Origin of the sequence: Sphingomonas faeni (assembly GCF_003053745.1) — a bacterium.
Classification (GTDB): Bacteria; Pseudomonadota; Alphaproteobacteria; order Sphingomonadales; family Sphingomonadaceae; genus Sphingomonas; species Sphingomonas faeni.
Window position 1 is genome coordinate 339,288 of the sequence record NZ_QAYE01000001.1, and the last position, 19,018, is coordinate 358,305.

The 19,018-nt window shown below is 66.1% G+C and carries 11 protein-coding genes; 6 read left to right on the forward strand and 5 right to left on the reverse strand.

What is annotated here, in order from left to right; genetic code table 11:
* Positions 1-14 precede the first annotated feature (14 nt).
* The 4 genes from C8J25_RS01575 (at position 15) to C8J25_RS20585 (ending at position 7,157) form a co-directional block, all read left to right on the forward strand.
* The gene (locus tag C8J25_RS01575; RefSeq protein ID WP_208622484.1) at positions 15-4,538 is read left to right on the forward strand and encodes an AAA domain-containing protein; all 4,524 of its coding nucleotides are present in this window, start codon (positions 15-17) and stop codon (positions 4,536-4,538) included.
* A gap of 160 nt (positions 4,539-4,698) precedes the next feature.
* On the forward strand, positions 4,699-5,373 hold the full coding sequence (locus C8J25_RS01580; protein ID WP_107952569.1) for a response regulator: 675 nt from the start codon (positions 4,699-4,701) through the stop codon (positions 5,371-5,373).
* Positions 5,370-6,689, forward strand: coding sequence for a sensor histidine kinase (locus tag C8J25_RS01585; protein ID WP_208622485.1), 1,320 nt, complete (start codon positions 5,370-5,372; stop codon positions 6,687-6,689). Before C8J25_RS01580 ends, C8J25_RS01585 begins: the two co-directional genes overlap by 4 nt.
* Positions 6,690-6,983: 294 nt before the next feature.
* Positions 6,984-7,157 (forward strand): hypothetical protein, encoded by a 174-nt coding sequence (locus tag C8J25_RS20585; protein WP_167397635.1) that lies wholly within the window; start codon positions 6,984-6,986, stop codon positions 7,155-7,157.
* A gap of 82 nt (positions 7,158-7,239) precedes the next feature.
* On the opposite strand, the gene C8J25_RS01590 is transcribed toward C8J25_RS20585, so the two are convergent.
* The 5 genes from C8J25_RS01590 to C8J25_RS01610 all read right to left on the reverse strand — a co-directional run bounded on the left by C8J25_RS01590 (position 7,240) and on the right by C8J25_RS01610 (position 14,156).
* Positions 7,240-7,893 carry an outer membrane protein gene (locus C8J25_RS01590; RefSeq protein WP_107951976.1) on the reverse strand — a complete coding sequence of 218 codons (654 nt, stop codon included), beginning with the start codon at positions 7,891-7,893 and terminating at the stop codon, positions 7,240-7,242.
* A 233-nt stretch (positions 7,894-8,126) separates the two neighbouring features.
* A complete protein-coding gene (locus C8J25_RS01595) occupies positions 8,127-11,351 on the reverse strand; it encodes an efflux RND transporter permease subunit (protein ID WP_107951977.1) in 3,225 nt (1,074 codons plus the stop codon).
* Between the two features lie 3 nt (positions 11,352-11,354).
* Positions 11,355-12,509: an efflux RND transporter periplasmic adaptor subunit gene (locus C8J25_RS01600; RefSeq protein WP_107951978.1), complete on the reverse strand. Its 1,155-nt coding sequence runs from the start codon at positions 12,507-12,509 to the stop codon at positions 11,355-11,357.
* The gene (locus C8J25_RS01605) at positions 12,506-13,768 is read right to left on the reverse strand and encodes a TolC family protein (RefSeq protein ID WP_107951979.1); all 1,263 of its coding nucleotides are present in this window, start codon (positions 13,766-13,768) and stop codon (positions 12,506-12,508) included. The genes C8J25_RS01600 and C8J25_RS01605 overlap by 4 nt, the downstream gene beginning before the upstream one ends.
* A 55-nt stretch (positions 13,769-13,823) precedes the next feature.
* On the reverse strand, positions 13,824-14,156 hold the full coding sequence (locus C8J25_RS01610) for a hypothetical protein (protein ID WP_107951980.1): 333 nt from the start codon (positions 14,154-14,156) through the stop codon (positions 13,824-13,826).
* Between the two features lie 241 nt (positions 14,157-14,397).
* Between C8J25_RS01610 and C8J25_RS01615 the strand changes: the two genes are divergently transcribed.
* Both C8J25_RS01615 and C8J25_RS01620 read left to right on the forward strand, forming a co-directional pair.
* Positions 14,398-15,150, forward strand: a complete 753-nt coding sequence (locus C8J25_RS01615; protein WP_107951981.1) for a dienelactone hydrolase family protein — start codon at positions 14,398-14,400, stop codon at positions 15,148-15,150.
* 511 nt (positions 15,151-15,661) lie between these two features.
* A complete protein-coding gene (locus tag C8J25_RS01620) occupies positions 15,662-18,928 on the forward strand; it encodes a TonB-dependent receptor (protein WP_107951982.1) in 3,267 nt (1,088 codons plus the stop codon).
* Positions 18,929-19,018 lie beyond the last annotated feature (90 nt).

Here is a 19,018-nt window from a genome sequence, read left to right on the forward strand (position 1 = left end):
AGTTCGCCGCCGAGGTGCTGGGCGGCGGCAAGGTCAGCCTCGCGAAATGGCTGCGGTTCGAGGACCAGCCCTATCTGCCGTCGGCGTTCGACCGGGTCATCCAGGAGACGCGCCGTGATCGCGCCGAATATGGTTTCAGCCATCTTAGGCTCGTCGTCGCCTATCTGCATTGGCACAATCTGAAGGAGTCGCCGGACGAGCGCATCCAGTCGCCGTTGCTGTGGCTGCCGGTCGAGGTCGCCAAGCAGAAGGGCGTGCGCGATCAATATTCGCTGCAGATTGCCGACACCGAGGCCGAGTTCAATCCGGCGCTTCGCCATTACCTGCGGCAACTCTACGACATCCAGCTGCCCGAGCGGGTCGACCTGTCGCAGACGTCGATTGCTGAAATCCAGGCGGACCTGCTCGCGCAGATTCAGCGCACCGAGCCCGGCGTGGCGCTCGCGTTGAAGACCAAGCCGGAAATCCAGCTGATCCACCAGAAGGCCGTCCAGCGGTTGCGTGTGTTCCAGCGTCGTCGCGGCGCAACGTCCGGCAGCCAGGGGATTACGCGACCCGAGTTCAGCTACGATCGCGACGATTACCGGCCGCTCGGGCTCGCCTTGTTCGAGAAATACGTGAAGCCGAGCCCGCTGCCCCAACGGATTGCGGTGGGGGCGGCGATGCCGCCACGGCCCGATCGCATGGCGGCGGAGGCCGAAGCGACGTCCTTCGCGCTGGCCGGCGGCGAAGGTCACCGGTTCTCGTGGGAGATCGACCTGACGCAGGTCACGCTGGCGAATTTCAACTACAAGAAGATGTCGCTGGTGCGCGACTATACCCAGCTGATCGACGACCGGGTTACGCCGCCGTCGTTCGACACGGTGTTCTCGATCGAGCCGCGCCCGATCGAGGCCTCGCCACCGCCGCCGCTCGCACCGTCCGACCTGTGGAGCGTAGTGCCTGCCGATGCGACGCAGGAGGCGGCCGTCTCGATGGCGCGGACCGGGCGCAGCTTCATCATCCAGGGGCCGCCCGGCACCGGCAAGTCTCAGACCATCACCAACCTGATCGCGGACTATGCCGCGCGCGGCAAACGCGTGCTGTTCGTGTGCGAGAAGCGCGCCGCGCTCGACGTGGTGTTCAACCGGTTGAAACGGGCCGGGCTCGACCGGTTGGCGTGCCTGATCCATGATTCGCAGGAGGACAAGAAGAGCTTCGTCCTCGATCTGAAGGATTGCTACGAAAGCTGGAACAAGGCCGACGATGCAATCGACCATCATCGCGCCACCCGCGATCGGACGGTCGCGGCGCTGTCGAAGCATCTCGGCCGGATCGCGGCGTTCGATCGGGCGATGGCGCATCTACCAACGGACTCGACGGTCACGCTGCGGGCGATGATCCGCCGAATGCTCGCGCTGCCCGAGCCGATCGGGGCCGATCCCGCGACCCGCGAGCGCTTGCCGACACTGGTGGAATGGGACGCACATCGTGCCTTGGCGGATCGCATCCACCGGACGGTCAGCGACGCGTTTGGTCTCGACAGCCTCGCCGAGCATCCGTTCGCCAGACTGTCCCCGGCGACGGTCGCCGACGAGCGATGCTATGCGCAGGTGTCGGCGATGGTCGCGGAGGGCGAGCAGCTGTTCGACCGGATCGATCCTATGCTGGAGGACGACGGCACCCTGGTGTCGGGGGATACCAGCCTGGCGGATGCGCTCGTCGTGGTGCGATCGGCATCGGCAGCGGTGCAGACGAACCTTGCGGGCAACCTTGATCTGCTCGACCCGACCTCGGCCGCGTCGCGCGAGTTTCGCGACGCCAGCGCCGCATGTGCCGCAGCTGCGTCGAAACATGCCGCGGCGGCGGACGCGGCAGGGCATTGGACCGATCCGCTATCGCCCGAGGACGCGGATGCCGCGCTGGATCAGGCGCGTCGACAGGAGCCGGGCTTTTTCAAGTTCCTGAGCGGAAGCTGGAACCGCCTCAAGCGCACGATCCACGATCGCTACGATTTCTCGGTGCATGCCATCGAACCCAGCATCACCGTCGTGCTCGAACGGCTGGTGGCACGCCAAGTCGCGGCGGCGGAGGACGCCGCTGCGCGCCTAGCGCTGAACGCGCGGTTCGGAACCGACGATGCCGATGCGCTGGCCGCACTGCGTGACAGGTGGTCCGACGATGCCGCGCCGGTGCTCGTCCGCCGCCTGGTCGCCCATGCGCAGGCTTCCGCGGATCCGGCCGCAACGCTCGTACGGGACGCGCGCGCTACCACCGCCATCGAAGCGCTTGCCGCGCTGTGCGATCGTCATCTCGTCGATGGCCAGGCCATGACGTTGAGCGCGCTGGCCGAGGCGATGCGCGACATGCGCGAGGGCCTCGACGACCTGCCCGACCTGTTGCCACTGCTGCGGGCGGCGGACCAAGCGGGGCCGCGGGTGGCCTTTGCCTTGCGGACGATGACGCTCGATCCGGCGCGTATCGAAGCGCTCGTGCTCGACGAGGCGATCACCCGCGCGTTGCGGGCCGAGCCGGCTCTGCACCGGTTCGACGCCGCGCAACTTGCGTCGAGCGCGCGCCGGGCCGCGCGTGCCGGCGAGATCCTCCAGGACGACAACGCCGCCTGCATCCGCGCCACCGCGCAGCGCAAGTTCCGCGATCACGTCCGCCAATCGACGCTATCGGTGACGCAGCTCGATGGAGCCGGGCGCGAAGCCAAGAAGATATACGCGACCGGGCGGCGCGAGCTGGAACACGAGTTCGGCAAGACCATGCGCTATCGTTCGATCCGCGACCTGTCCGATGACGAGACCGGCGTGGTGGTCAACGACCTGAAGCCGGTATGGCTAATGAGCCCGCTATCGGTATCGGACACGCTGCCGCTACAGGCGGACCTGTTCGACGTCGTGATCTTCGACGAAGCCAGCCAGATCCCGATCGAGGAGGCGGTGCCGGCGCTCAGTCGCGCGCCGCAGATCGTCGTCGTCGGCGACGAGATGCAGCTGCCGCCCACCAGCTTCTTCGCCGCCGCGCGCGACGAGGACGAGATGCAGGTCACGGCGGAAGAAGACGGCCAGACGATGGCAATCCTGCTCGATGCCGCCAGTCTGCTCGCCCAGGCGGCGCGAAGCCTGCCCGCGACGTTGCTCGCCTGGCATTATCGCAGCCGCTCCGAAGCACTGATCAGCTTTTCCAATGCGGCGTTCTACGATGGCCGGCTGGTCACCATTCCCGACCGGACGATCGCCGAGACCGGCGCGTCGCCGACGGCGGTGCGATCGGACGACGAGGGCGCGCCGACCGAAAGCGTCGATCGACTGCTGGCGCGCGCGATCAGTTATCACCCGGTCGCCGACGGGCTGTACGACAAGCGCGCGAACCTTCCCGAGGCGCGCCTGATCGCGGCGATGGTCCGCGACCTGCTCGGCCGCGAAACCGGGCTTAGCATCGGTATCGTCGCGTTTTCCGAGGCGCAGCAGACCGAAATCGAAAACGCGCTCGATGCGCTTGCCGCGGAGGATCCGGCGTTCGCCGCGCTGATCGAGGCGGAATATGTCCGGGAAGACGACGGCCAGGTGAACGGGCTGTTCGTCAAGAATCTCGAAAACGTCCAGGGCGACGAGCGCGACATTATCCTGCTGAGCATCTGCTACGCGCCCGATCGCGCTGGGCGGATGGCGATGAACTTCGGCCCGATCAACCAGCGCGGCGGCGAAAAGCGCCTCAACGTCATCTTCAGCCGCGCGCGGCATCACATGGCGATCGTGTCCACCATCCGCGCCGAGGCGATAACGAACACGCACAACGACGGCGCGCGTGCGCTCCGGACGTTCCTGTCGTTCGCCGAAGCGCAGGCGCGGGGCGACGGACCGCACGGCCAGGCCATTCTCGCCACGCTCAATCCCGAAGCGCAGCGCGTCTTTTCCCGCGCGCCGGCACCGGACCCGCTGCGCGATGCCCTTGCCGCGGCGCTGCGCGCGCGAGGCCATGTCGTCCAGGAATATGTCGGCAGCGCCAGCTTCCGCTGCGATCTCGCGATCGTCGCGCCCGACGGCAGGAGCCACGCGCTCGCCATCCTGCTCGATGGAGACGCCGGCGATGCGATCGCCGATCGCTACGTGTTCCAGCCGACGATCCTGCGGCGCTTCGGCTGGCGGGTGATCGATATTCCATCGCATGCGTGGCTCCGCCAACCCGAGGCGGTGATAGCGCAGATCGAGGCCGCGTTGCGCGGCGACGAGAACGCCGTCGATGACGATCCGTTCGAGCCGGGGTTGGCATTGCCGCTACCGGTCATACCCGTACCGTCCATTGTCCCGGAAGCGCCTGCAACAGAGACGTCTGCGAAAGGCTTCACCACGTTCGAGTTCACGCAAGGGGCGTCCGACAAGTTCTGGAAGATCGCGGTGAACGGCGCCGACGTCACCGTCGTCTATGGTCGTCGCGGCACCAAGGGCAGTTCCGTCGTCAAGACCTACGAGACGCCCGAACGCGCCGCCCGCGAAGCGAACAAGCTGACGCTGGAAAAGACGCGCAAGGGGTATGTCGAGACCTCTTGAGGCAGGTCTTTTACCTGATGCTGTTTGAACCGGGCCGTCACGGCGAGCGCAATGTTGCTGCAATACACCAGGACCATATCGGAGGTTGATGCGCGATCTTCTGGTGGGAACGCGTAGAGCGGCGGTTCGGCGTCGCGGCCCGTCTTCATAAGGTCCCTTGGTGAGAATCCTGATCGTCGAAGACGAAGTCGAATTCGCTGCGGCATTGTGTCGTTCTCTCACCCGAGAACGCTTTGTCGTCGATCACGTCGATCGGTTGACGATGGCCCGGGAGGCGGCGCGGTCGGTGGCCTATGATCTCGTCCTGCTGGACAGGACCTTGCCCGATGGCGACGGGCTCTCGCTGGTCCCGTCGCTGCGAGCCGGCAATCCCGGACTTCCCATCATCGTGCTGAGCGCGCGCGGTGAAATATCGGACCGCGTTGCCGGACTGGACGAGGGCGCCGACGACTATCTCATCAAGCCGTTCGCGCTTGAGGAAATGTTCGCCCGCATTCGCGCGGTCAGGCGTCGCCCCGCGGACTTGGCCGTCGAGGAAATTCGCGTCGGCGCGCTCGTCTTCGATGTCGCCAACGACGAGGCCGTCGTTGCAGGCGTCAGGCTCGACCTCGTCCGGCGCGAACTTCGCGTCCTTGCGACTTTGGTCAAGCGTCGCGGCAGAACGGTGCTGCGGGAGTCGCTCGAGCACGCGGTGTACGGGTTCGATGACGAGGTACAGTCGAACACGCTCGATTCCCACATATCGCGTCTTCGTCGAAAGCTTGCCGAGGCGGGTGCGGGAATCGAGATCCATGCGATCAGAGGCGTCGGCTATTTGTTGAAAGCGTCGTCGTGAGCGCGCGGCCACCGTCGCTGAAGCGCGCGCTGATCGTCAAGCCGATGCTGATCCAGTTCGCGACGCTGACCATGATGCTCTCGGTGATCCTCCTCGTGTTCATGCGGATGAGCAGCAACGTCGCGTATACCGAGGAGACGATCACCGGCGTCATCGCGCAGTCGATCGTTCGCCACGCCGATGGCCGACTGACGTTGCGCCCGACACCGGAACTGGCGCGATTGCGCGCGGAAACGCCCGGTCTCTGGTTCGTCGCTGAAGACGATCGCGGGCGCAACGTCACGCTTGGCCAGGTACCGCCGCCATACGCGCATTTCGGTGGTGCGCTGCACCGGCTTTCCTACATGCAGATCCGGGACCGGGCGCCACCCTATGCGTTGTCCGCGGTCATTCGACAGGAGGTTTCGCCGGCGGGCAAGCTGACGATCCTCGCGCACGGCAAGCTGACCGAGCTGACGGTCTCGCTACTCGTCGCGTTCAATCTCTTCAGCATCCTGGTCATCGTCCTGCTGGCGCTGGTCTCGCTGGTGGTCACGCCGTGGATCGTCAGGCGATCGCTCGCGGGGGTGAACCGGATCGCGGAGGAGGCGGGACGGATCGATGCCCATCGTCGCGGCTGGCGGCTGGGCGAACACCAGGTGCCGACCGAGATCCTGCCGCTGGTTCGCGCGGTCAACGACGTTCTGCGGCGCCTCGACGAGGGATATGAGCGACAACGACGCTTCATCGCCTCGGCCGCGCACGAGTTGCGCACGCCGATCGCCATCCTGCGGATCAAGGTCGAAGGCGCGGACGAGGCGGCGACGCGCAGCCTTGGCAGCGATGTGCACCGGCTCGCCAATCTTGCCGAGCAACTGCTCGATCTCCAGCGTCTCGATGTCGCCCGCGAGCAGGCCGACGTCGATCTCGTATCCTTGGTAACACGCGTCGCCGCCGAGCTCGCGCCGCTACTGATCGCCGCGGATCGCACGATCGAAGTGGTGATCGTGGAACCGCGCACGATCTGCGGCGACGCGGGGCCGATCGAGCGCGTGCTGACGAATTTGGTGCAGAATGCGATCGAGCATGGTGGCCGTCACGTGATCGTCCGCGTGCTGGGCCATGGGTTCGAAGTCGAGGACGACGGCATCGGCATACCGATCGAGGAGCGCAAGCGCGTGTTCGAGCCCTTTCACCGCCTGAAGCCGAGATCCACGGGCGCCGGCCTCGGCCTGAACCTAGTGCGGCAGGTGGTCGAACTGCACGGCGGACGCGTGTCGATCCTCGCGGCACCGGTGAACGGCACGGTGGTGCGGGTCGAGTTTCTCGATCGATAACGGTGCTTGGCCGAGCCATACACACGCAATGTTCGCCCCGCATCTGACCGCATCGGCAAGATCAGACCTGATCTGGACAAGCCGTCGGCAGACATCCGGGGTATCTATGATGACATTGTATTTTCTGACGCCAATCCTGCGCATATTGGTGCCGATCGTGACCAGTATTTTACTGGTCGTCGGCTTGAACGGTTGTGCAACGCTCGAGGAGCGGCGCCGTGTATCTCTGGCGCAGGATATCGATACCTGTGCCAGCTTTGGCGCGGCGCATGGGTCCCGGACTATACGGGGAGCATGCTGACGCAACAGCAACGCCGTGACGCGCAGGGTGTCGAGGCCTTGGAACGGGCTCGCCTCGCCACTGAGATCAACAAGACGATGCAGGACATGACCGACAGCCGGATCCGGAACTGCGAGCGTCAGCGGAAGCATGACCGCCCCGGCGTGCGACGAAGGACGTGTGCCTGATCCGCCACGATGAGCCTCTTCCGTCGGCCCTTGGTGATCGCCACAGCGTGTCACCAAGGGCCGACGGGTCGTTGCACGAGGATCAGAAGCCGGCGTTGATGCCGAACAAGACCTTCGATGTCGTCAGACCATTTCCATAGTCGATCTTGTTATATTCGGCCCGCAAGAACAGTCCGGAATACACGGCGGTCTCGATGCCGCCGCCAAACAGGAAGCCATTCTCGGTACCTTTGGCTTTCACGTCGCTGGTCGTGACGGCGCGAAAATCGGTCTTTTCGCGAACCCGGAGCAAACTATAGCCGACGCGGCCGTACAGCAGTATCTGTGGTTCGACGAGTAATCCTGCACGGCTCGAAACATCGAGCGACCAGCGCGGTTTCAGCGTGTAGACGCCCAATGCACCGTCTGCCGACAGATTGGTATCGCTGCGTCCAATCGCAACTTCGGACCCTATGACGAAGCTTTGGCCCACTTGGTTATCGTATCCCAAATGCAGGCTATACCCAATGCCGTCTTTCCTGCGATCGATGACAGAGGATAGGAGTGGCAGGTCATAGTGAACCGTTGTTCGTCTCCAGTCGGTATCAGCACCGATCTTGAAGCCGCTGAATGTCGGCTCAGCAGGCGTGTCCTGGGACTCCATCTGTGTTGGTTCCGGTGCGTGCTGCTGGACTTGCGCCGTGGCAGGCAGGGGCATCGCCGCGAATATACTCGTGACCAGGTATGTGATCTTCATCGAACGCCTTCCATTTGGTCTGGATCAGACCGTACGAAGACTTTGTCCGCCGAGAATTGCGCAGGCATTGTGCGTTGGCCAGGCGCGCGAGGGCGGACGGTACTTTACACGCTGGAACGCGGCAGTGACGTCGTGCCAGTGTCGGGAACAGGCGCAGTTCGGCGTCTACCGCGATCTCGTCGTCGCCGAGCCCGACCTCATCCCGCAACTCGGCGACTAGATTGCGAGCAGAGCTATCCCGATGATGTCTGCGTTCGCACCGTCGGAGCATCCGAACCTTCTAGTCTCGCCGTCCAGCCGCCGAAGCGGGCATAGAGCGTCGGCAGGACGAACAGCGTCAGCAGCGTGGCCGAGATCAGGCCGCCGATCACTACGGTCGCGAGCGGTTTCTGCACTTCGGCGCCGGCGCCGTGCCCAAGTGCCATCGGTACGAAGCCGAGGCTGGCGACCAGTGCCGTGATCGCGACCGGTCGCAGTCGCGCCAACGCGCCGTCGTGCGCGGCGCGTGCCCTGTCCATGCCGCGAGCCATCAGGTCGTGGATCGACGAGACCATCACCAGCCCGTTGAGCACGGCGATCCCCGACAGCGCGATGAAGCCGACCGCGGCCGAAACCGAGAACGGCATCCCTTGAACCACGAGCGCGAGGACGCCGCCGACGAGCGCGAGCGGCACGCCGGTGAACACGATCGCTGCATCGCGGACCGAGCCGAGCGCGCCGTAGAGCAGCAGCATGATGACCGCGAAGCAGACCGGCACGACGAGCATCAGGCGGTCGCGCGCGGAGGCGAGGTTCTCGAACTGCCCGCCCCATTCGACATAGGTTCCGGGCGGCATCGTCACCTGCGTATCGATCGCCGCACGCGCGTCGGCGACCACGCCCGCGACGTCGCGGTCGCGGACGTTGGCCTGGACGACCACGCGGCGCTTGCCGTTCTCGCGGCTGATCTGGTTGGGTCCATCGACGACCGCGATGTCGGCGACGGTCGACAGCGGCACGAACCCGCCGGCCGAGGTCGGGACGGGGATTTGCGCCACCTGGGTAAGGTCCGATCGCGACGCTTCGGACAGGCGGATGACGACGGGAAAGCGGCGGTCGCCTTCGAAGATCATGCCCGCTTCGCGTCCACCGATCGCGGCGGCCACGGTGTCCTGCACGTCGCCCGCGGTGACGCCGATCCGCGACATCGCCATGCGGTTCGGGCGGATGTCGAGCATCGGCAGGCCCTCGGTCTGTTCGACGCGGACGTCCACCGCGCCGTGGGTCTTGCGCAAAACCGCGGCGATGCGATCGGCGACGGCGTTCATGCCGCCGAAGTCGTCGCCGAACACCTTGACCGCAATGTCGCCGCGCACGCCGGCGATCAGTTCGTTGAAGCGCATCTGGATCGGCTGCGTGATCTCGTACGCGTTGCCCGGCAGCGTCGAGAGTTGCTGCTCCATCCGCGCGACCAGCGCTTCCTTGGCGAGGCTCGGGTCGGGCCATTCGGCTTTCGGCTTCAGGATGACGAAGGTGTCGGTGGCGTTGGGCGGCATCGGGTCGCTCGCGATCTCGGACGTGCCGGTGCGCGAGAAGGCGAAACGGACCTCGGGTTGGCGCGCGAGTAGCTTCTCGACCTGGAACTGCATCGCCTGGCTCTGGTCGACCGAGGTGCCGGGGATGCGGACTGCCTGGATGAGGATGTTGCCCTCGTCGAGTTGCGGCAGGAACTCCTGCCCGAGCGTGGTGAAGGCGACGCCCGCCAGCGCCAGCGCGCCGATGGCGATGCCCAGCGTGATGCTCGGGCGGCGCATCGCCTTGCCGAGGCCCGGTTCGTAGCGCCGACGCAGCCAGCCGATGATCCGGCTTTCCGTCTCGTCGACGCGCTGGCTGAGCGCGATCGCGATCGCCGCGGGGACGAATGTCATCGACAGGACGAACGCGAAGACCAGCGCGATGATGACGGTCAGCGCCATCGGCTCGAACATCTTGCCCTCGATGCCGGTGAAGCTGAGCAACGGCGCGTAGACGAGGATGATGATCGCCTGGCCGTAGACCGATGGCCGGATCATTTCGCGCGCCGATGCGGCGACCAGATCCAGCCTGTCCCGGAGCGACAGCGGCGCGCTCCTGTCATGCTGTGCCTCGCCCAAACGACGCAGGGCATTCTCGACGATGATCACGGCGCCGTCGACGATCAGCCCGAAATCGAGCGCGCCGAGGCTCATCAGGTTCGCCGACACCCCGGCCTTTAGCATACCGATGCTCGTGAGCAGCATCGTGACCGGGATCACCAGCGCGGCGATCAGCGCGGCGCGGAAATTGCCGAGCAGCACGAACAGCACGACGATGACCAGCACCGCGCCCTCGGCGAGGTTGCGGGCGACGGTCGCGATCGTCGAATTGACGAGGTCGGTGCGGTTCAGCACCGGCTTCACCACGACGTCGACGGGCAGGGCCCGGCCGATCTCTTGTAGCCGCGTGCCGACACCGGTCGAGACGGTGCGGCTGTTCTCGCCGATCCGCATGACCGCGGTGCCGACGACGACCTCGTGGCCGTTCTCCGACGCCGAGCCCATCCGCAATGCCTGGCCGGTGCGGACGGTGGCGATCTGGCTGAGCAGGATCGGCACGCTCTCGCGCGTCGCGACGACGGTGCGTGCGAGCTCGTCTGCGTTGCGGATCCGGCCGTCGGCACGGACCGCGAGACCCTCGCCGTTGCGGTCGATGATCCCCGCGCCTGCGCTGGTGTTGTTGCGTTCGAGCGCGGTGGCGAGATCCTGGAGCGTGATCTTCATCGCTGCCATCCGCTGGATATCGGGGACGACGAGATACTGCTTGGTATAGCCGCCGAGGCTGTCGACGCCGGCGAGCCCCGCGGTGCTTTTCAGCTGCGGGGTGACGATCCAGTCCTGCACCGTGCGCAGATACGTCGCCTTGTCGGGTTCGCTGACGAGGTGGTCGCCTTCGGGCGTGATGTAGCTGCCGTCCTTTTGCAGGCCGGGCTCGCCGTTGCGGTGGCGGACCTGGTCGAGTTCGCGGTATTCGACCGTCCACATGAAGATGTCGCCGAGCCCGGTAGCGATCGGTCCCATCTCGGGCACCACGTCGTCCGGCAGGTCCTCCTCGGCGGTGCGCAGCCGCTCCGCCACTTGCGAGCGCGCGAAGTAGATGTCGGTCTTCTCGTCGAACACCGCAGTGACCTGCGCGAAGCCGTTGCGGCTGAGCGACCGCGTGTAGTCGAGCCCGGGGATGCCGGCGAGCGCGGTCTCGACGGTGAAGGCGACCTGCTTCTCGATCTGGTCGGGCGAGAGCGCGGGCGCGCGGACGTTGATCTGGACCTGATTGTTGGTGATGTCGGGGACGGCGTCGATCGGCAGCCGCTGGATGGCGAACACGCCGGCAAGCGCCGCGGCGAGCGTCAGCAGCAGGACGAGCCAGCGCTTCTCGACGGCGAGCGTTACGATACGAGACAGCATGGCCTAGTCCTCGTCCTTCGCCGCGCCCTTGCCGAGTTCGGCCTTGAGCGTGAATGAGTTGGTCGAGGCGATGCGCTCCTCGCCGGTGAGGCCGGCGGTCACGGTGACCGCGCCGCCGTTGGTGCGGCCGAGCGTCACCGGCGTCGCACGGAACCCGCTCGCAGTACGGACGAAGACGTGCGGCCGATCACCGATCATCTGCACGGCGGCGGAGGGCACGGCGATGCTGCGGTCGCCGCTGGCGGGGAGAAGCACCGATACGCCGACATTCTCGCCGACGCGCCACAGGCCGCCCGCATTGTCGATCGTCGCGATCACGGGGACGAGCCGCGTGGTCTCGTCGAGGATCGGCGAGACGAAGGTCACGCGGCCTTCCTGGCGACGACCGGCGGACGTCACTTCCACGCGCGCGCCGGGCTTGACGCGGCCGGCATCCGCGGGAACGAGCGACATCGTCACCGACACCTTGGCGAGGTTGGCGACGCGGAAGATTTCGGCGTCAGCCGCGACCTGTTGCCCGAGCGTGGCCGACCGGGCGATCACCTGACCGGCGATCGGCGCGCGCACCGCGATGCGGTTGAGCGCACCGCCTCCGCCCCCCGTGGCCGACAGCTGCTGCCTTGAGAGTCGGAGCGCGATGCCGGCCTCCGTCGCGGCTGTGCGCGCTGCGACGAGATCCTGCTCGGGCGACACGCGTTCGGCGAACAGTCGCTGTTCGCGGCGGAGGTTCGACTGGGCGAGCGCCGAACGCGCACCGGCGGCCTCGACCTCGGCGTTGAGCGAGGCTGCCTCGCGGCTCTCGATGATCGCCAGCGTCTCGCCGCGGCCGATCGACTGGCCGAGGTTGCGGGTGAGCGAGACCAGCCGGCCGCCGATGGGCGCGGCCACGACCTGGACGCCCTGCGGATCGCCCTCGATCGTCGCGGGCAGTTCGATTGCGCCGGCGACGCCGCCGACGGTCGGGCGCGTGACCTCGATACCGGCGTCGGCGATCTGCTGTGCCGACAGCGTCGCGACCGCGGGATCGCCGGAAGCCTTCTCGCCATCCTCGCCTGCCACCGCATTGGCAGAGGGCGCCGGGTCGGGGGAGGGGCCACAGCTTGCGAATGCCAAGGCGGCAGCGGCAGGCGCGATCGCGCGCAGGATCGTGCGGTTCATCGGTCGGTGTCCTTGGCAATCGGCGCTTCGGCCGTCAGCCGTTCGAGGCGCGCACGTGCGTCGTGATAGGCGGCAAGCGCGTCGATCGCGGCCGTCCGTGTGTCGAGAAGCGTCCGCTCCGCGTCGAGTAGGTCGAGCTGCCCGAACTTGCCTTCGCGGTAGCCGATGCGCGCGATCCGCGCCGCCTCCACGGCCGCGGAGAGCGCAGGCCCGGTCGCGTTGCGCGCCGTGGTCGCGGCATTTGCCGCCTCGGCTTGCGTGGTCGCGATGTCCTGATCGGCATCTAGCAACGCCACGCGGCGCAGCGCATCCGACTGGTCGCGCTGCGCATCGGCGACGGCAACCGCCGATCGGCCGCCGTTGAAGACGGTCAGCGGGATCGAGACGCCAAAAACGGCGGCGGTGTCGTTGGTCTGCTCAAGCCGTCGTGCGCTGGCGCTGAGCGTCAAGTCGGGCACGCGCTGGCTTCGCGCAAGCCGCACCTGCGCGGTCGCGGTGTCGAGATCCGCGCGGGCCGCCGCGGCGATAAGTGTGCCCGTTGAACGGGATGGCTGAAGGGGGCCGAGCGCGTCCACCTGCTGGAACCAGGAGTCGTCGAGCGCGCCGACCGGCATTCCAATAAGCCGGGCGAGGTTCGTCCCGGCGACGGCGGCTGAACGGTCCGCACGTTCCAAAGCGCCCTCGGCGGCAAGGCGCGCAACGTCTGCGCGCTGTTCCTCCAGCGGTGAGGCGCGCCCCGTCTGCACCCGCACCTTGGCGGCGCGAAGCACTTCGGCGGCAATCCCGACCTGATCGCGCGCGACCGCTACACGACGTTGCGCGGCTACCCCGACGACGTATGCCTGCGTGACCCGCAGTCGGAGGTCGGCGCGCGCGATCGCTGCTGCGATACCTGCGCGGCCGATCTGCGCGTCGGCGAGTGCCATCCGGGCCTGCCGCTTGCCGCCGCGTTCCAGGGGCAGCGCCAACCCCAGCGTCGTTTCGGACGAGCGCAGGCCCCGATAGATCCCGGACCCTGTGACGTTCTCGGTCTCGGCCACGATCGACGGGTTCGGCCGAAGCGCCGCGACCCGGCGCTGCGCTTCGGCGGCTCGAACGCCGGCGGACGCGGCGTCCTGGAAAGGCGATATCGCGCCGGCGCGGCCAAGCGCGTCGGCGAGCGTAAGGACTGGTTCCGCCAAAACCGGCGGACGGGTCTGGGCCTGCAGCGACGATGCGCAGGCGCCTGCGGCCACGATAGCCGCGAAAATACGATGCATGGGAATGCTCCTGACGAAGTAGACGCAGGTGCGCACGGCGCACCCGATCGACGTGTCAGGCCCGGGGCGGTCTCAGCGCAGTATCGGCGTTCCGCCCGACCAGCGCCGCGCCGTCGAAGGACGCGAGCGTGGCGCCGGTTGGACCGGTTATGCCGTCCAATGCGTCGGAGTCCGGCGCGCTCATATGGTGCGCGTGGCAACTGCCGTGATGATGCGGATAGCCCTTGTCGGCATCGGCTGCGACCTGATCGCCATCGCTATCGACATGCAAAGCAGCTTCGTACTGGCTGGTCTCGATGCAACCACCAACCTCGGCCGCATGCGCCACGCCGACCCATGTGGTCAGCACGAGCATCAGACAGGCCAGGAAGGGCAGGAGCCTACGCATCGCCGATCGAATAGCAGATGCTCGCGCCGCTGTAACGGGCATCGTGGTGAAGCGGTGGCGAAGCAGGCGTTACGCCTGGATACGAGATCCGTGGCATGGCGGGTATCGACGGGACCCATCTCGCCAAATTCCGATCGAAGCATCGACACTCGCGTGCATTGGCTGCGTACGCCGAATTTCCCGTGAACGAGCCCCGGCGATGCGGTAGCGCGGCTGGGCCGCTCTATCGGGATACCGTGCCATGATCATCTCCAGTGACGAATTCGTCGACCTGCCCTCGGCCGATGGCGGCGTGATGCGGGTCCATGTGTTTCGCCCGGCGATCGAGGGGCGGTTTCCCGGGGTTTTGCTGTTCTCGGAAATCTATCAGGTGACCGCGCCGATCCGGCGACTGGCGGCGTACATCGCGGGGCACGGCTACTGTGTCGCGGTCCCCGAGGTGTATCACGAGTATGAAGCGCCAGGGACCGTGCTGGCGTACGATACCGCCGGTACGGATCGCGGCAACGCGCTGAAGATCGCCAAGCCGGTTGCGGCGTTCGATGCCGATGCGACCGCCGGGCTGAATTTTCTGGCAGGGCACGCGGCCTGTACGGGGCGGCTCGCGACGGTGGGCGTGTGCCTGGGCGGGCATCTGGCGTACCGTGCCGCGCTCGATCCGCGCGTGCTGGCGGCGGCATGCTTTTATCCGACCGATATCCATGCGGGATCGCTCGGGCTCGGCAAGGATGACGACAGCCTCGCGCGGATGGCGGACCTGAAGGCGGAGACGCTGTTCGTCTTCGGTCGCGCCGATCCGCATGTGCCGTTTGCCGGCCGGGCTCTCATCCGCACGCGCCTGGAAGAGGTCGGTGCGCGCTATGAATGGCATGAGGTCAACGCCGCGCACGCGTTCCTGCGCGACGAGGGACCACGGTACGACGCGGCGCTGTTCGCGCAGGCGACCGGGTGGATGTTCGCATTGTTCCAGCGGGTTCTGTCTGCCTCCGACTGAGGGTCCAGCGCCTTGTGTACCGGCAGCGATCGCGTGATCTCGCTATCGAACGACAACTATCTGACGGGTGTGCCCTGATCTGACGGAGCCGTTCTCTACGACGTTTCGTCCGTAACCCGCCGACAGAAGCGATTTATGAATTCGCGACACGATGACGATGCGCGTTCGGCGGTCGTACCACGACGTAACCGGCTGAAAAGCCGCTGAAGACCATCCAAGGCCTCGAACCGGTAGAGCCGACCACGTAACATTGGCCTAACCGAACCATCTTGACTCGTCGACCAATAGCGGTGAGATAGCGCTATCAACGGACCCGCATAGACGGGCGTGACGAGGAATGGGGATGGCTTTTAACGCTATTGATGTCGCATGCCCGTCGGCCAGTTGGTCGAGCCGGTGGAGTACGTCGCGCAGTACCTAGCGCCCGGCGCCTGACTTTCTTCAAGCATTCATAACAACGAGACGCTTCCTGCCGCCAGTCGGACAGCGAGGTTCCAAGAGGATCCTGAACATGACGCCTTTCAAAATGGCCCCTCGTCTTACGCGCGCTGCGCTCCTGTGCGCGACGACGATGGTAGCGCTGTCGGCGACCGTTGCAGCGGCGCAGACCATTCCGCCGACGCAGGACCCGGCACCAGCCGCGTCGCAAGGTGCCGCGCCCGCCGCCGCCGGGCCGACCGCGCCTGCCGCGTCGCCAGCAGCGGCCCTGCCGAACTCCGACCAGACCCCCGGCACGATCGATGCGGCCGATAGCGGCGACATCGTCGTCACCGGCTATCGTTCGAGCCTCGCCAAGTCGACGAACGCCAAGCGCGCGGCGACCGGCTTCACGGATTCGATCTTCGCCGAGGACATCGGCAAGTTCCCCGACACCAATATCGCCGAATCCTTCAACCGCATCCCGGGCATCACCATCACGCGCGACGTGACCGGCGAAGGCACGAACGTCGCGATCCGTGGTCTCGGATCGAACTTCACGAACGTCACGCTCAACGGCGCGACGATCGCGGTGGCGTCGTCGGGCGCGACCGATGCGCAGGGTACCGACCGCTCGGTCGATCTCAGCTTCTTCCCGACCGATCTGTTCACCAAGCTGACGGTCAACAAGAGCTATACCGCGGACCTGCTTGAAGGCGGAGCGGCGGGTAACATCGATCTTCGCTCGGCACGCCCGTTCGATCGCGCGACCTCGTTCCTCGCCTACAACGTACAAGGGACGAAGCAGTCGCCCGAGGACCGGATCGGTGCCCGCGGCTCGCTGATCGGCAGCTGGCGCGGTGACAAGGTCGGTATCCTCGCAGGCGTGTCCGCCCAGCGCCTGTTCACCGACACGCGCGGGTTCGAGACGATTGGCTATACCAATCCGGCGCTGACGACGCCCAACGGCATCGCCGGTACGACCAACGGCGTTCAGAACACGCCAACCGCTGCGCAGACACTTGCCGCCCAGTGCCGTGCCAACAATGCGAGTTGTAATGGCACCGGTGGCGGCAACTGGACCATTCCCGGGTTGGTCCCGGCTGGCGCCGGCGCCGGGTTGGTTGCCGGCACGGTAATCAATCAGGATTTCCTGCTCGCGAACAACCCCGGTGCTACGATCCAGCAGATCGACAACGCATTGCTGCCGCGGCTTGGGCGTTCGACCAGCATCCGCGGTCCGCGTGACCGTATCAACGCGATCGTCAGCGCCGAATGGCAGCCGTCCGATACGCTGCACTTCTACGTTGATGGCCTGTACGGCTACAAGAAGAACGACCTGACGCGCGAGAACATGGCGTGGATCGTCCGCAACGGCGCGATCATCCCGACCAACCTGACGTTCGACAAGGCCGACTGCACGATCGGCTGCGTCGTCACCGGCGGGACGTTCGCCAACGCGCAGTTCTTCAACGAATTCCGCCCGTACACCGAGACGACGAAGCTCTTCAGCATCAACCCCGGCGGCGAGTGGGAAATCTCCGACACGCTCAAGCTGAACCTGCAGGGCAATTACGCGCGCTCGACCTTCCACCGCGAGAATCCGTCGGTCGGCCTGACGACCCCGCTGGGTGTCGGCAACACCGTGACCTATTCCAACGACGGCAGCGGCATCCCGACGATCCAGAGCGCGCTGGACCTGAACGATCCTGCGAACTTCGGCTGGAATCCCGGCAGCCGCGTCAACATCTCCGACGAACGGCGGCTCAACAAGAGCAAGGGCGCGCGCGGCGACCTGACCTGGGGCAAGCCGGCCCTCAACCTGAAGGTCGGCGGCGCGTTCGACGACGTGTCGCGCCGGATCAGCAGCAACGACAATAGCCAGGCGTACCAGAACGCGGTTTGCGGCAATAATCCCAGCGTGTTCGTCGCCTCGCCGAATTCGCAGCCGCCCTGCGAAGGCCGCAATGCGCCGGGCGTTATCCCGGCCGGCTACCCGACCTATCCGGGCTTCGGCACCGGATCGACCGCGGGCATGACCGGCCCGGTGACCTATGGTGGCTCGCTCGTTCCCAACTCGGCGGCCCCAAGCTACCTGACGCCAGGGCCGGCCGGTTTCGTGACGGTCGACTGGCCGAAGTTCGCGGCTGCGACCAACTATGACTTCTACCACGACAATTCGCCGGAAAGCGGTGCGTCCACCACGGGCGCTAGCGGCGGCGGCATTCGCGAAGTGGTGAAGTCCGCGTTCGCCACGGTGAACGGCGAGCAGGACCTTGGCGGCAACATGCTGCGGTTCAACGTCGGCGTGCGCTACGTCAATACGATCCAGACGATCACGGGTCGCGTGTCGTTGCCCGATCCCCGCAATACGACCGCGACCGGCGTCGCGTTGCCGGACGGTAGCCGCTATCCGAACCTCGTCAGCATCGTGTCGACGCGCAACGTCTATTCGAAGTGGCTGCCCGCCGCGACCTTCGCCTACGACGTCAGCGAGCACGCGGTGGTCCGCGTCGCCGGATCGCGTACCATGACGCGTCCCGATCCGTCGGCGCAGCTGCCGGGCGTGAACTTCGGCGCACCATCGGCGGATCAGGCGTCGATCGGCAACCCGGCGCTCGAGCCGTACATGTCGACGAACATCGATCTGGGCTTCGAATATTATACCGGCCGCGAAGGCGTGGTCAGCTTCAATGCGTTCCGCAAGTCGATCAAGGGCTTCACGAACACCGCTATCAGCACGGTTCCGTTCTCGAACCTGTCGCAATACGGGATCACCTACGACACGCTGAACCCGACGCAGCAGATCGCGATCAACTCGCGCGGCGGCCCCGGCACCGCGCAGGTCCAGGTCACGTCACAGGTCAACGTGGCGGACAAGCTGACCATCAACGGGCTCGAATTCCAGTGGGTCCAGCCACTCGACTTCCTGACTAAGACTATCGGCATCACCGGGTTCGGCTTCAACGCCAATGCGACGGTCGTCGACCAGACCAGCAAGGGTGCGGCAACCGCGTTCGGCGTCGCGCCGTTCACCTACAACATCACGGGCTATTACGAAAAGCATGGCGTGATGCTGCGGGTGTCGACCACCTCGCGCGAGGGATCGCAGAACAGCGGTGCGGCGCAGAACGGCATTCCGGCGGCGGCATTGTTCGGTACGGACTATACGACCTACGACTTCTCCTCGTCGTTCGATCTCGACAAGATCTTCGGTTTTGCAGGGGCGCCCCAGCTGACGGTCAACGTCGCGAACTTCACGAACGCGACGCTGCGGTCGTACTTCCAGTTCGAGAATGCGACCTTCACGCAGTACAAGCCGGGCCGTCAGTTCCTGGTCGGTCTGCGCGGGACCTTCTAGCAGACCGGACGGTGCGGTCGTGATGCGACCGCACCTTCGGTATCTACCTCAAGACGTGGTCCCGACCGGGTCTACGATCGCACAAGCCGA

Excerpts from the sequence above, each read along its gene's own strand:
- C8J25_RS20585 (WP_167397635.1), top strand. The coding sequence starts at position 6,984 with ATGCTGACGCAACAGCAACGCCGTGACGCGCAGGGTGTCGAGGCCTTG.
- C8J25_RS01610 (WP_107951980.1), bottom strand. The coding sequence starts at position 14,156 with ATGCGTAGGCTCCTGCCCTTCCTGGCCTGTCTGATGCTCGTGCTGACC.
- C8J25_RS01605 (WP_107951979.1), bottom strand. The coding sequence starts at position 13,768 with ATGCATCGTATTTTCGCGGCTATCGTGGCCGCAGGCGCCTGCGCATCG.
- C8J25_RS01615 (WP_107951981.1), top strand. The coding sequence starts at position 14,398 with ATGATCATCTCCAGTGACGAATTCGTCGACCTGCCCTCGGCCGATGGC.
- C8J25_RS01600 (WP_107951978.1), bottom strand. The coding sequence starts at position 12,509 with ATGAACCGCACGATCCTGCGCGCGATCGCGCCTGCCGCTGCCGCCTTG.
- C8J25_RS01620 (WP_107951982.1), top strand. The coding sequence starts at position 15,662 with ATGACGCCTTTCAAAATGGCCCCTCGTCTTACGCGCGCTGCGCTCCTG.
- C8J25_RS01595 (WP_107951977.1), bottom strand. The coding sequence starts at position 11,351 with ATGCTGTCTCGTATCGTAACGCTCGCCGTCGAGAAGCGCTGGCTCGTC.
- C8J25_RS01590 (WP_107951976.1), bottom strand. The coding sequence starts at position 7,893 with ATGAAGATCACATACCTGGTCACGAGTATATTCGCGGCGATGCCCCTG.